At 53.4% G+C, this 11,721-nt stretch carries 14 protein-coding genes; 5 read left to right on the forward strand and 9 right to left on the reverse strand.

The window, feature by feature from the left end; translation table 11 throughout:
* The first annotated feature begins 29 nt into the window (after positions 1–29).
* A complete protein-coding gene (locus IXC47_RS13060; protein WP_195875890.1) occupies positions 30–593 on the forward strand; it encodes a PhaM family polyhydroxyalkanoate granule multifunctional regulatory protein in 564 nt (187 codons plus the stop codon).
* A 5-nt stretch (positions 594–598) separates the two neighbouring features.
* On the opposite strand, the gene IXC47_RS13065 is transcribed toward IXC47_RS13060, so the two are convergent.
* Positions 599–1,846: an MFS transporter gene (locus tag IXC47_RS13065; protein WP_175624832.1), complete on the reverse strand. Its 1,248-nt coding sequence runs from the start codon at positions 1,844–1,846 to the stop codon at positions 599–601.
* A gap of 413 nt (positions 1,847–2,259) precedes the next feature.
* On the opposite strand from IXC47_RS13065, the gene IXC47_RS13070 reads away from it, so the two are divergent.
* Entirely contained in the window at positions 2,260–3,054 is a 795-nt protein-coding gene (locus IXC47_RS13070; RefSeq protein WP_195875891.1) for a sulfite exporter TauE/SafE family protein, read from the forward strand.
* Between the two features lie 41 nt (positions 3,055–3,095).
* Here IXC47_RS13070 and IXC47_RS13075 read toward each other — a convergent pair whose 3' ends face one another.
* Complete coding sequence (locus IXC47_RS13075; RefSeq protein WP_195875892.1) at positions 3,096–3,557, reverse strand: ProQ/FINO family protein; 462 nt, start codon at positions 3,555–3,557, stop codon at positions 3,096–3,098.
* 157 nt (positions 3,558–3,714) lie between these two features.
* Between IXC47_RS13075 and IXC47_RS13080 the strand changes: the two genes are divergently transcribed.
* Positions 3,715–4,122: a hypothetical protein gene (locus IXC47_RS13080; RefSeq protein ID WP_175624835.1), complete on the forward strand. Its 408-nt coding sequence runs from the start codon at positions 3,715–3,717 to the stop codon at positions 4,120–4,122.
* A 96-nt stretch (positions 4,123–4,218) separates the two neighbouring features.
* Here the strand turns inward: IXC47_RS13080 and IXC47_RS13085 are convergent, their stop codons facing one another.
* From IXC47_RS13085 to IXC47_RS13100, 4 genes are all read right to left on the reverse strand, one after another.
* Positions 4,219–4,935: a TerC family protein gene (locus IXC47_RS13085; RefSeq protein ID WP_175624836.1), complete on the reverse strand. Its 717-nt coding sequence runs from the start codon at positions 4,933–4,935 to the stop codon at positions 4,219–4,221.
* A 255-nt stretch (positions 4,936–5,190) separates the two neighbouring features.
* On the reverse strand, positions 5,191–6,441 hold the full coding sequence (locus IXC47_RS13090) for a sensor histidine kinase (protein WP_175624837.1): 1,251 nt from the start codon (positions 6,439–6,441) through the stop codon (positions 5,191–5,193).
* Entirely contained in the window at positions 6,428–7,117 is a 690-nt protein-coding gene (locus IXC47_RS13095; RefSeq protein WP_175624838.1) for a response regulator transcription factor, read from the reverse strand. The genes IXC47_RS13090 and IXC47_RS13095 overlap by 14 nt, the downstream gene beginning before the upstream one ends.
* A 222-nt stretch (positions 7,118–7,339) precedes the next feature.
* Positions 7,340–7,921 carry a glutathione peroxidase gene (locus IXC47_RS13100; RefSeq protein WP_175624839.1) on the reverse strand — a complete coding sequence of 194 codons (582 nt, stop codon included), beginning with the start codon at positions 7,919–7,921 and terminating at the stop codon, positions 7,340–7,342.
* Between the two features lie 353 nt (positions 7,922–8,274).
* Here IXC47_RS13100 and IXC47_RS13105 point away from each other — a divergent pair, with 353 nt between their 5' ends.
* Positions 8,275–9,123: a ferritin family protein gene (locus tag IXC47_RS13105; RefSeq protein ID WP_175624840.1), complete on the forward strand. Its 849-nt coding sequence runs from the start codon at positions 8,275–8,277 to the stop codon at positions 9,121–9,123.
* Positions 9,124–9,191: 68 nt separating this feature from the next.
* Positions 9,192–9,647 (forward strand): DUF411 domain-containing protein, encoded by a 456-nt coding sequence (locus IXC47_RS13110; protein ID WP_175624841.1) that lies wholly within the window; start codon positions 9,192–9,194, stop codon positions 9,645–9,647.
* Between the two features lie 68 nt (positions 9,648–9,715).
* On the opposite strand, the gene IXC47_RS13115 is transcribed toward IXC47_RS13110, so the two are convergent.
* The 3 genes from IXC47_RS13115 to IXC47_RS13125 form a co-directional block, all read right to left on the reverse strand.
* Positions 9,716–10,198: a copper chaperone PCu(A)C gene (locus IXC47_RS13115; RefSeq protein ID WP_195875893.1), complete on the reverse strand. Its 483-nt coding sequence runs from the start codon at positions 10,196–10,198 to the stop codon at positions 9,716–9,718.
* A gap of 89 nt (positions 10,199–10,287) precedes the next feature.
* Positions 10,288–10,770, reverse strand: a complete 483-nt coding sequence (gene trmL / locus IXC47_RS13120; RefSeq protein WP_195875894.1) for a tRNA (uridine(34)/cytosine(34)/5-carboxymethylaminomethyluridine(34)-2'-O)-methyltransferase TrmL — start codon at positions 10,768–10,770, stop codon at positions 10,288–10,290.
* Between the two features lie 75 nt (positions 10,771–10,845).
* The gene (locus tag IXC47_RS13125; RefSeq protein WP_175624844.1) at positions 10,846–11,589 is read right to left on the reverse strand and encodes a phosphoribosyltransferase family protein; all 744 of its coding nucleotides are present in this window, start codon (positions 11,587–11,589) and stop codon (positions 10,846–10,848) included.
* Positions 11,590–11,721: the final 132 nt, after the last annotated feature.

An 11,721-nucleotide genomic window follows, 5' to 3' on the forward strand; every position in this document is an offset into this window, starting at 1 on the left:
AGACCTGCATTGCATCCAGGAGCGTAGTCATGACTCAGCCCAATATGCCCAATCTTCCCGGCTTCGATGCCATGGCCGACACCATGGAATTCGTCAAGAATATGTGGGGTGGAATGAAGCCACCGGCTGGTGCGATTCCGGGGATGGTGATGCCGACTTTGTCGGTGGAAGAAATCAATAAGCAAATCACCGACTTAAAAGCGGTCGAAGCCTGGTTGACTGCGAATATGAATATGTTGCGCGGGACGATACAGGCGCTGGAAGTGCAAAGCGCGACGATCAGCACCCTGCAAAGCATGGGGCAGACCTTTGCGGCCCCGCCCAAAGCAGAAGCACCGGTCGAGCCATCAGTTGCTACTGTATCCGATCCTTTGCATAGCAGCGCTGGCACTGCGAATCCTGCAGCTTGGTGGAATATGTTGCAGGATCAATTCAATCAGGCGGTCCGCAGCGTGATGTCAGAAGAAGCTGCCTTGCAAAAGAAAACAGCTTCCAAGCCTGCAGCCAGGAAAAGCACGGCAACTAAAAAGCCCGCAGCGAAATCCTCCGCTAACAAGCCTGCAAAAAAACGCACGCCTGTTGCAAAACCCTGAAGCGCTTAAGCCGCAGGTTTGTTGCTGGCAGGGTCGGGTGGTATCCGTAAATTATGTGCCAGCCAGATGGTCAGTACACCGCATGCCACTGCGAGATAACCGACAGTGTCATAGTGTTCGATCTGGCCGTTAGGCGTACGCGTAATGATCAGGCCTGCAATCAGCGTCGCCAGCCCGGATGACAACATCTGCACCGATGAAATCAATGTCATGAACGTGCCGCGTACATGCGCCTCCGGCACTGCACTTACCATCGCCATGCCCGGTACCATGCGACCCGGAACCAGGATAAAGAATATCGTCGAGTTGATCAGCACTAGCCACCATGCAATCGGCACCAGATGAGTTGTGATCAGCAAGGGGATGAATGAGGCGACCGCCACGATCCTGTACACCTTCAGCTTGCCGTACTTATCCGCCATGCGGCCTATCAGCTGCGAAGTAAAGAAAGTCGCCGCACCACCGCACAGATACACCACGGTGATGAATGATTCTGGCAAACCTACATTCGTCGTCATGTATAAGGCGATGTAGGGGATGACGGTAAAGCCCGCCATCATGATCATCGCGATAAAGGCAAAGGCGGTTAGATGTCGCGGCTCTTTGGCGACCGCAAAGATACGCTGGAAGATATTGCCGACTGGTTTGTTGTGCAAATGCGCGGTCAGGTTGGGCAGCAGTTTGTAACCGATGAACCAGAAAATCCCTGATAGCAGCACGATGAAAAAGAAGGGCGCGCGCCATCCCAGCGAGGTGAAGGTAGACGCCAGCAACAAGCCCAGCGGCACACCGGCCACAGTCGAAATCGAAAATGCCGCCATCACGGTACCGAGTGCCTTGCCACGACGTTCAAATGGAATCACATCAGCAACCATGGTTTGCACCAGACCACCGAGGATGCCGCCAAACGCGCCTGCCAATGCACGTGCGATGAGCAGGAAGGTAAAGTTGGGCGCGAGTCCACAACACAGCGTGGCGATGATGAAGCAGGCGTACAGGACCAGCAGCAGTTTGCGTCTGTCAAAGCGATCAATATAGGTCGCTGCCAACAGACTGGATGCGGCTGCAGTAAATGTATAAGACGACAGCAAGAGGCCGAACTGATGGGTATCGATGTGCAACAGCCTGATCAGTTGCGGACCAAGCGGCATCATGATCATGAAATCAAGAATGTGCGTGAACTGTATGCCGGCGATGGTCAGCAAGAACAGGCGTTCATTTTTGATGACGGGAGTGTGGGTAGAAGAGTGCAATAGAACCTGCTGAATAAATATTGTAGGGGCTGTCTGGGATGACGTGAATCCGGACTAGCGAGAAAATCTGATACGGGTGCTGGATACGTGTGGATATGTGGCGCGAGAGTTTGAATTCTTTTAAGCGGACGACCAGATGCATGAGGATTCTGCGTTGCTTAGTCTAATACTTTTTTAAAAGTGCTGCCGGATGCGGCACGGAATCAGCAAAGTACAGAGGCAGGTAGCTGCCATTTTACTTATGCATGGTGCTGTCGGTATGGCGTCTGGCGTATATATCTGTTGCAGCTAATGAATAATCGACCTTCTGTAATGCGAGAGTGATGCTCTGTTTTTTAGAGAAAAAATGTTGCTCTCATTGCCGCTGATACTGCTACAGTTCGCAGATAAAAAATAATCACAAGGGTGCGGGCATGGTCTGGTTTCTGGCGTATGTATTGGCAGGTGCATTTGTCGGCGTGTTAGCCGGTTTGCTGGGCATAGGTGGCGGTATGACGCTGGTACCTATCATGGCGGCCTTGTTCGCGGCGCAGCACTTCGCACCTGACCATATCGTGCATCTGGCGCTCGGCACCTGTATGGCTTCCATCGTATTTACTTCCGGCTCCAGCGTGCGTGAGCACTTGAAGTTCGATGGCGTCGATTTCAATATCGTCAAACGTATGTCTCCCGGGCTGGTAGTCGGCAGTTTGTTGGCGACTTCAGTCTCTGCATGGATACCGCAACGTCATCTGGCCCTGAGTTTTGCCGTGATCGTGTTCTTCGGCGCGACGCAAATCCTGTTGAACAAGAAACCGAAAGCGGCGCGTACACTGCCTTCCGCCGGTCCTTTGTTTTTCGTTGGTCTCATCATCGGCATCATCGGCGGCCTGGTTTCTGCAGGCGGTGCATTCCTGACTATCCCATTCATGCTGTGGTGCGGTGTGCCTATGAAGAAAACCATAGGTACTGGTGCGATGATGGGCATACCCCTGGCCGTGGTCGGTACCATAGGTTATGTGATTTCGGGGTGGAGTGTACCGGGCTTGCCGGATGATGCAGTCGGCTTCATTTCCATCATTGCACTGGCAGGCATAGTCTGCGGCAGTGTTTTTACTGCACCTTTCGGTGCGCGACTCGCACATCGCCTGCCGGTGCCAGTATTGAAACGCATCTTCGCCTGCCTGCTGTATGTGCTGGCGGCGAAGATGTTGTGGACTTACTGGTAGGAGAGAGGGCTTGCCTGCAGAAGTGCAGGCAAGTCAGGGCATCAGTTCTTGCGCGAGAATTTCTCTGCTAACTGGGTCAGTTTTTCTGCGCGCAGGCGATCAGCTTCTTCTGCTTCACGCTGTTTTGCTGCGGCCTTGCGCTGGGCTTCTTCAGCCTGGCGCTGTGCCTTGCGGTGCTCTGCATTCTTTTTGAAGCGTTCTTTCAGCGTCGTGGTCGCGTGTGTGCGATGGACGTCCGTGACTTCATCTGCATTGCTGCCATCCAGGTTGAAGCGTACGGTCGCTTTTTCCATGCCCTTCAGGTAACGCAGGGAATTGGTGTGTATGCCGAGTGCGGTGCGCAGCGATTTGCGGCTGACATCCGGGATTTGCGCGATCAATTGCTTGTCGATGCCGATGGCCAGCGGCAGGTGTTCGCCGAACACGGTGAATTTTTCCTGCAGTTCCTTGAGCAAGGTACGGGCAGATTGAATTGGGTTAGGCGTAGTTTCGGTAGTCGTCATTTACAGCGGTTCAGCAATTGGGTATCCAGGGTGCGCAGGATAGCACGACGGAGCGGAATTGCCTGCAGTTGTGTGTTTTTTGTCCACAGTGATGCTACCGAATTTTCGTACCCGGTGTACAGTGCTGCATGCCTTATCCATACAAAAATGAAACGCGATGATGTACGAAGATGATGAAGAAGCGCAGGATCAGTCGCTGGCGCGGCCGTGGATAGTCCTGAAGACCACGTATGACGTGGAAGCATGGATAGACCATCAGAACCGCAATATCCAGTATCTGATCAAAGGCAATAAGAACAACGGCTGGGGAATTTGCTTTGAGCTGACCGAAGGCGGCGAGATCTATATGCATACCACGTCGGAAGGCGACGTCCTGCTGGATGTGACGCCGGAAGCGGAATGGGTTGCGCCCCTGATTACTGCAGTGACGCAGGTGGACGCGCCACGCTCACAGATCTGGGCTTTGCCCGGCGATAAATTAACCCAACTGGTACTGGGGCTGAGTCCATTGCTGGCGATGACACGACTGGTGACGGATCACAGCTTTAATCTGAAGAAATATTGAAGCGAGACATTTCAGTCAGCATAAACAAAAAGGGCGAACCAATCGGTTCGCCCTTTTGTTTGCAGCCGTCGTCGCTGGACGACGGCGCACAGCTTATTAAGCTGTTGCTTCTGTTTTGTGGTGACGCTTGCCGAGGTAGGTACCAACGATGACGACGCCGATAGCCAGTACCAGACCTGGAATGCTCAGGTGGCTGCTGCCGAACAAACCGATTTCGTGGTGTGGCATGTTCGCTGCGATCCAAGGTGTGACTGCTGTGTCAGAGAACAGCATTTCGCCAGCCAGGTAACCCAGCAGTGCTGCGCCCAGTGTGATGATGATAGGGAATTTTTCCATCAACTTCAGTACCAGTGCGCTACCAAACACGATTAGCGGAACGCTGATGGCCAGACCGATGATCAGCAATACGACATTGCCGTTTGCTGCTGCAGCAACGCCGAGGACGTTGTCCAGGCTCATGACCAGATCGGCGATCAGAATGGTTTTGATGGCGCCCCACAGGTTGGAGTGGCCTTCAATGTTTTCTTCGCCGCCGTCTTCGGCCAGCAATTGGACGCCGATGTAGAACAACAGAACCGCGCCTACCAGTTTGAGGTAAGGCAGGGTCAGCAATTGCAGCGCGAAAATGGTCAGAACGATACGCAGGATAATGGCGGCAGCACTACCGTAGATGACGGCCATTTTCTTTTGTTTTGGTGGCAGTGATTTAGCGGCCAATGCAATGACGACTGCATTATCGCCGGACAGCACGATGTTAATCAGGATGATGTTGCCGAGTGCGGCCCAAAATGCTGGAGTTCCTAGTAAGTCCATGTCTTCCTCAAAGTTTATTGAATATAAGCGGCAGTCGGCATACGACCATGTAGTTATCTGTCCGTGGAAACCACAAACATCTTTTGGCCACTACTTGCTAACGTGTGCAAATTTCCTACTAATCAATACGTATGGGCTTAAGTCCAGTATAGAGACAAAAACCCAGACCGGAAGGGACGGTTATTTACAGCTGCGAACGTCCCCCACGCAGGCGCAGGTTAGCTCGGAAGAACTCAATTTAACGTGATATTAGCGTTATTTTTTCGTTAAAACTGACTGGAAGTGGATGCGGAAAATACTACCCCCTTGCGGCCTGTCGTCATGCTCAAGCTTGGCTCCGAGGTATTCGCAAATGCGGATGGCCAGCGCCAGGCCGAGACCTGATCCGGCTGAGCCTATAAGTGCGGGTTGGGTGGGGTCGTTCTTCAGGCGGGCGCGGATGATGTCCGGCACGCCGGGGCCGGTGTCTTCGACCAGCACGCTGTGGTCCTGGATGGAGACGACGACCGAGCCTTCGTCAGTGTATTCGCAGGCATTGCGGATCAGGTTGCCGATCGCTGATGACAGCAGTTCCTTGCGTCCGAATACCGAAAAATCCTTGCCTTCCTGGAAATGCAGGCTGATAGGCCGGTCCCGTACCAGTGGCTGGCCACGTTCTATTTCGGCACGGATGACTTCTGAAATGGAAGTGAGCGGCCGGTCTATGGTGTCCGGACGGCGGGCCAGCAGCAAGAGCACGCTGACGCAGTCTGTTGCTTCTTTGGCAGCGCGCATGATGCGTCGTGCCGGTGCCTGCACTGCAGGCTGGTCAGCGGTTTGCTCAACCAGCAGTTCGGCGGCACCGATGATGATGGTGAGCGGAGTGCGCAGTTCGTGGCTGACGTCGCCGGTGAAGAAGCGTTCCCGTGCGAGGAATTGCTTGAGTTCGGCCGTGTGTTCGGCGAAGGCGCGTGCCAGTACGCCCAATTCATCCTGATGATTCAGCAGGGGCAGTTCGGCATTGGTCTTTTTGTCCATTACCGCATCGGCCAGCGTAATGATGGGATCGACAAAACCACGCGCGATGAAGCTGCCGAGGAAGAGGGAGAGTGCGACGAAGCCGAGGAAACCAGCGCCCAGCATCGCGAAGATCACGTGTTCGATATTTTTGTATTCACTGGCGCGGTCGATCACGACATAAGGGCCAGCGGCATCCTGCCCGACCAGTAAATGCACGTATTGATCTTCGAATACGCGCTTGGCAACGCCGAATGGCAAGTTGTGTAATTCAGGCGGGATGGCGGTGCCGTGGTAGAAGCTGACGTCGGATGGCATTTCTACCGGCATCCCAGCTGCATGGCGTGGCGAGGCCCACGCAGCGATGCTGCGCAGGTGTTCGTCGACCAGTAAATCTTCTATGCCGACAATTGCAACTGAAGCGACGACACCAACGAAAGTACAAACCGCCAGCGCAAAGTAAAGATAGGCTACAACTATGCGGCGGCGCAGCGTACTAGGGCGCTTCATCCGCATCTACCAGGCGATAACCTATGCCTTGTACGGTGCGCAGCATGGCAAACGGATGCGATTTATCCAGTGCCTGGCGCAATGCATGAATGTGGGTGCGCAGTGCATCACTATCAGGTGGGTGATCGCCCCAGACTTCGAGCTCCAGGGTTTCGCGTGATACGACTTTCGGTGCTTCTTTCATCAGGCAGGTCAGGATTTTGAAGCCGGTCTTGGTCAGTGAAATAGGAATGCCGTCACGTTTGACCTGGTAGGTCGAGGTGTCGAATACCAGATTGCCTACGCTCAGGAAGTTGGTGCCCTGGTTTTTGCCACGGGCGCGACGCACCAGTGCTTTCAGGCGCACTTCCACTTCCAGCAGCGAGAATGGTTTGACCAGGTAGTCATCTGCGCCGCTGTCGAAGCCAGCGACTTTGTCGTCCAGCGTATCGCGTGCGGTCAGCATCAGTACCGGAGTGTCTTTTTGCAATTCATCGCGCATCTTGCGGCACAGTGTCAGGCCGTCTATGCCGGGCAGTTTGATGTCGAGGATGACGGCATCGTAATCATGTTGTGCTGCGAGCGCGAAGCCTGCATATCCGTTGGCAGCGGAATCGAGTACGTAGCCGCGCGGCTCAAGGAAAGCGTACAGATTCGCGACGATATCGGCATTGTCTTCAATAATCAGAATGCGCATGGTGGTGATGGCGATTGCTCGCCTCTTTATCTATGAAATATGTGTCTGGTCTGAAAAAATCACTCAGTTTTATCGTCCGAGAGATGGCTAGTGCATCGGCCTGAAAAGTGGCCAGATGCGCGCATCGTCATTATGCCTGCGCGTACAAGGTCTTGCAGAAATTCCGCATTGCACCGTTGTTGTTCGGCTATGGCTTTTGACTCTGCCCGCATCGAAATTGTTCTATTTTTGCGCCAATGCTTTTTCTATATCTGCCACCAGCTTTTTGTCAGCAGGTGTCACTTTCGACGGATAGCTTTCGACGACCTTGCCGCTGCGATCCAGCAGGATTTTATGGAAGTTCCATTTAGGTGTCGTCGCACCGTTCGCCATCAGTGATTTATAGAAGGGATTGATGTTCGGGCCTATCACCGAGCTTTTGGCAAACATTGGGAATTTCACGCCATAGGTATTGTGGCAAAACTCGGCGATTTCCTTGTTTGCACCTGGTTCCTGCTGGCCAAAATCGTTGGATGCGAAGCCCAGTATCACCAGGCCGCGATCCTTGTATTTGGCATACAGCTGTTCCAGCCCTTCATATTGCACGGTAAAGCCGCAATAACTGGCGGTGTTGACAGCAAGAATCACTTTGCCTGCGTACTGGCAGAGATTTTGTGGTGCCTCATCTTGCAGGCGGGCAACCGTGTAGTTCAACGTGGCTGGACAGGCTGCGGGGCTGCTGGTCTGGGCGTAGGCCTGCGTGCCGAGGCCGAGACCGGCCAGAAAAATAAGGCTTACGAGCGGGCGGATGAATTGTTTTGTCATGATGGTGGGTGATGGGGCAAGAAGCGTGACTCATATTGCACCAAGACTGTCGGTTTGTCATGGCGCTGAAAAAATAATCTTCTAAGCTGAAAGAAAGCACGAAAACGGTGAATTTCGGTGTCGGAATGTTTAATTTTTTGTGCTGAATGAGATTTTTTTGCATTAGCCCCGTTCGTTAAGAAAACATTAAAAAAACAAGTAACGGCGCGGGATAGACGCCTTTTCGATACTTGAAAAGAATCGAATCAGGCAGTGTTTTTTCAGAGAAATACGCTTATGTTTAGCCGCTGAGGCTGGGTAGGCGCTGAATTTCTTGGTAGAATCAAAGACTTAACTCAATTTTTAAGGCGCGTATGCTGTACCCAGAATTGTTTAAATCGCTAGAGCAGGTTCGCTGGAACATGGAAAAAGATATTCCGTGGGATCAGTTCGACGGCTCCAAACTGACCGATGAGCAGGCACAAACCATACGCATGAATGCGATTACAGAGTGGTCTGCTCTGCCTGCAACCGAAATGTTCTTGCGTGACAATCGCGGTGACAGTGACTTTTCCGCTTTCATGTCGGTATGGTTCTTTGAAGAACAAAAGCACTCGCTGGTACTGATGGAGTACCTGCGTCGCTTCCGTCCGGAATTCGTTCCGACCGAAGAAGAGTTGCATAACGTACGTTTCGAATTCGATCCGGCGCCTGCGCTGGAAACACTGATGATGCACTTCTGCGGCGAAATCCGTTTGAACCACTGGTACCGTTGTGCCTCCGACTGGCACACAGAACCGGTCATCAAGCAAATTTACAAAATCATTAGCCAGGATGAAGCACGCCACGGTGGTGCTTACCTGCGCTATATGAAAAAAGCACTGGTCGAAGTTGGTGATAGCGCACGTGCTGCGTTTGCCAAGATCGGCGTGTTGATGGCATCGGCCCGTCGTACCGAAAAACCGCTGCACCCGACCAATCTGCACGTGAACCAGTCCCTGTTCCCTAACGATACTGTGCAATCGCGTTTGCCTGATCCTGAGTGGCTGGAACGCTGGCTCGATGGCCAGATCAAGTTCGACAGCGAGTGGGAAAAGAAAGTCGTTGATCGCATCCTGCACAATATGTCGCTGCTGTTTGAGCGCACCTTCGGTACCGTGCAGGAATTGAATCGCTACCGCAAAGAAATCGTTGCACGTTTGCCTGCTGCACAAGCAGCTTGATTTCGTACAGCTGAACCTAAAAGCCGCAAGTCTGTTTGCGACTTTTTGTTTATTGGAAAGGACTCATCATGCAAAGACGTACAGTATTAGGTGCACTGGCTTTGGCGGGTGTGTTGCCCGGACTTTCGTTTGCCAAAGCGCAGCCGGTAATCAATGTGTATAAGAGTGCGACTTGCGGTTGCTGCACCGAGTGGATCGCCCATCTGGAAAAGAATGGCTTTAAGGTGAATGGTCATAATGTGCCGAATACCGCTGAGTATCGCAGCAAGTATGGTGTGCCATCCGCACTGGGTAGCTGCCATACCGGTGTCATTGATGGCTACGCGCTGGAGGGTCATGTACCGGCCTCAGATATCAAGCGCTTGCTGGCCGAGAAGCCGAAAGCCAAAGGTCTGGCTGTACCGGGTATGCCTATGGGGTCACCGGGTATGGAAGTGGAAGGGCATGGTGCTGACGCTTATGATGTTTTGTTATTCCAGGCTGATGGCAAGACCCGTGTGTTTAGCCGCTACGCTGCCAAGTAATTTCAGCAGCACAAATAAAAAAGGACGTTTTTAAACGTCCTTTTTTTATTTGTCTGGAGTAATGCCAATCAATGATGGTGATGTTCCATCTTGTCTGCTTTTTTAGCGCTTTCTTCAACCACTATTGCTGCTTCTATCTTTCCTGCCTTTTTAAAGGTCAGTGTCAGCGGCAATTTATCGCCAGTCTTGAGCGGAGCCTTCAGGCCTATCAGCATGATGTGATAGCCATCGCCTGGCTGCATGGTGATCTTTTCCTTGGCCTTGATGTCCAGGCTGCCGACTTCACGCATGCGCATGACGTTATCAGCTGTCATCGCCATGGAGTGGATTTCTACCGAGCTGGCAGCGGGGGAGCTGGCGGATACCAGCGTATCTGCGCTATTGCCTTTGTTTTCCAGTGTCAGGTAGGCGCCGCCACTGGTTTGTCCGGCAACGGTCGCGCGTGCATAAGGGTGACTAACGGAGATATCACCAGCGCGATAGTCGTGCGCCATACTGCTGGCGCTGATGCATAAAGTGATGGCGGCGAAAGTAAGTTGACGCAGATTCATTGAGTTCCTCGGTTAGCAAGATGCAGGCGACGAATAAAAAGAGCCCTTATCCTAACGTAAAAGTAAAAGGCAGTGATGCCCGGCAGCGATTACTGGCCGCCGGCAAAACCGTTTTGTCGCCACGCTTCATACACCACGACCGCGACGGTATTTGATAAATTCAGGCTGCGATTGTCCGGGCGCATCGGCAGGCGTATGCGTTGCGATGGCGGGAACGATTCACGCAAACTGGTTTCCAGTCCCCTGGTTTCTGAGCCGAAGACAAACACATCGCCAGGCTGGAAAACCATGCTGGCAAACGGTGTGGAGCCATGCGTGGTGAGTGCAAACATGCGCTCGGTATTGAGCGGTTGTTCCGGCGGGAACGAGTCCAGGAAGGCTTGCCAGTTGGCGTGTACCTTCATTTCCGCGTAATCGTGATAATCGAGTCCGGCGCGACGCATCTTGGCGTCATCCAGCGGGAAGCCGAGTGGTTCGACTAAATGCAATTGCGCGCCAGTGTTGGCGCACAGGCGAATGATGTTGCCGGTATTGGGTGGGATTTCTGGTTCGACCAGTACTACATGAAACAAAGTGCTTCTCCTTAGCGTACAGGTCGCCAGTTTATTGCGAAAGTGCGCTGCTGGTTGGGATTTTTTGCGGCGGCTTCAGCGTGGCGGAGTTCTGGCAAACACGAAGTTGCTTACGCGTGCCGCCCCGTAGCGTTTGAGCAAGGTGGCGATTTCATTCAGGGTTACGCCGGTGGTCAGGACGTCATCGACTACGGCGACGTGCTGGCCGCGTACCAATTCGGCAGCTTGCGGATCCAATACAAAGGCATTGCGCATATTACGTATGCGGGCGTCTGGCGCCAGGCTGGATTGCATGGCAGTTTCACGGCTGCGCGAGATAAGTTGCGGCATCAAGGGGATCGCAATGGCTTTGGACAAGGGTTTGGCAATTTCCAGCGCCTGGTTGAAGCCGCGCTCGGCCAGGCGTTGTTCGCCGAGTGGCACGGCGGCCATGATGGTGGGCAGCGAGAAACTGCGGTCCCGTAACAGTGCATCAGCGATCAATCGGGCAAACAAGGGCGCCAGTGCCAGTTGATTGCCGAATTTGAGCGCGAGTACCAGGTGGTCTATAGGCGCGCTGTAATCGCTGGCGACGATGGTCGTATCGAAGGCGCGCGGTGCGCGCAGGCAGGTGCCGCATACGCGTGGTGCGTGTTCGCCGTCAGGCAGCGGGTAGGCGCACTGGGTGCACCGTGGCGGGCGGTGGCTGAAGAATTGCGCATGGCAGGGTGTGCACAAGGCTGCCGCGCCAGCGATGCCGCAGAGCGCGCAGGACGAGGGCAGGCCAGCGGGCAGATGCCGGGCCAAACGACGAGACCAGTCAATAAAACGATAAAGCATCGCGCGAGCCTGTCAGATTTTTTGTGTGCCGAAGGTCATGAGATGATACCGAAAGGGAAACACCATGACTACATCGATGAGCACAGTAAAAAAGCCCAAGAAACCGAAAGCCCTCAAACTTTTTTCCGACGA

Source organism: Herminiimonas contaminans, from assembly GCF_015645465.1.
GTDB lineage: Bacteria > Pseudomonadota > Gammaproteobacteria > Burkholderiales > Burkholderiaceae_D > Oxalicibacterium > Oxalicibacterium contaminans.

Bases quoted from the DNA above. Each gene is read 5' to 3' on its own strand.
- IXC47_RS13060 (WP_195875890.1), top strand. From the start codon at position 30: ATGACTCAGCCCAATATGCCCAATCTTCCCGGCTTCGATGCCATGGCC.
- IXC47_RS13070 (WP_195875891.1), top strand. From the start codon at position 2,260: ATGGTCTGGTTTCTGGCGTATGTATTGGCAGGTGCATTTGTCGGCGTG.
- IXC47_RS13075 (WP_195875892.1), bottom strand. From the start codon at position 3,557: ATGACGACTACCGAAACTACGCCTAACCCAATTCAATCTGCCCGTACC.
- IXC47_RS13080 (WP_175624835.1), top strand. From the start codon at position 3,715: ATGATGTACGAAGATGATGAAGAAGCGCAGGATCAGTCGCTGGCGCGG.
- IXC47_RS13085 (WP_175624836.1), bottom strand. From the start codon at position 4,935: ATGGACTTACTAGGAACTCCAGCATTTTGGGCCGCACTCGGCAACATC.
- IXC47_RS13090 (WP_175624837.1), bottom strand. From the start codon at position 6,441: ATGAAGCGCCCTAGTACGCTGCGCCGCCGCATAGTTGTAGCCTATCTT.
- IXC47_RS13095 (WP_175624838.1), bottom strand. From the start codon at position 7,117: ATGCGCATTCTGATTATTGAAGACAATGCCGATATCGTCGCGAATCTG.
- IXC47_RS13100 (WP_175624839.1), bottom strand. From the start codon at position 7,921: ATGACAAAACAATTCATCCGCCCGCTCGTAAGCCTTATTTTTCTGGCC.
- IXC47_RS13105 (WP_175624840.1), top strand. From the start codon at position 8,275: ATGCTGTACCCAGAATTGTTTAAATCGCTAGAGCAGGTTCGCTGGAAC.
- IXC47_RS13110 (WP_175624841.1), top strand. From the start codon at position 9,192: ATGCAAAGACGTACAGTATTAGGTGCACTGGCTTTGGCGGGTGTGTTG.
- IXC47_RS13115 (WP_195875893.1), bottom strand. From the start codon at position 10,198: ATGAATCTGCGTCAACTTACTTTCGCCGCCATCACTTTATGCATCAGC.
- IXC47_RS13125 (WP_175624844.1), bottom strand. From the start codon at position 11,589: ATGCTTTATCGTTTTATTGACTGGTCTCGTCGTTTGGCCCGGCATCTG.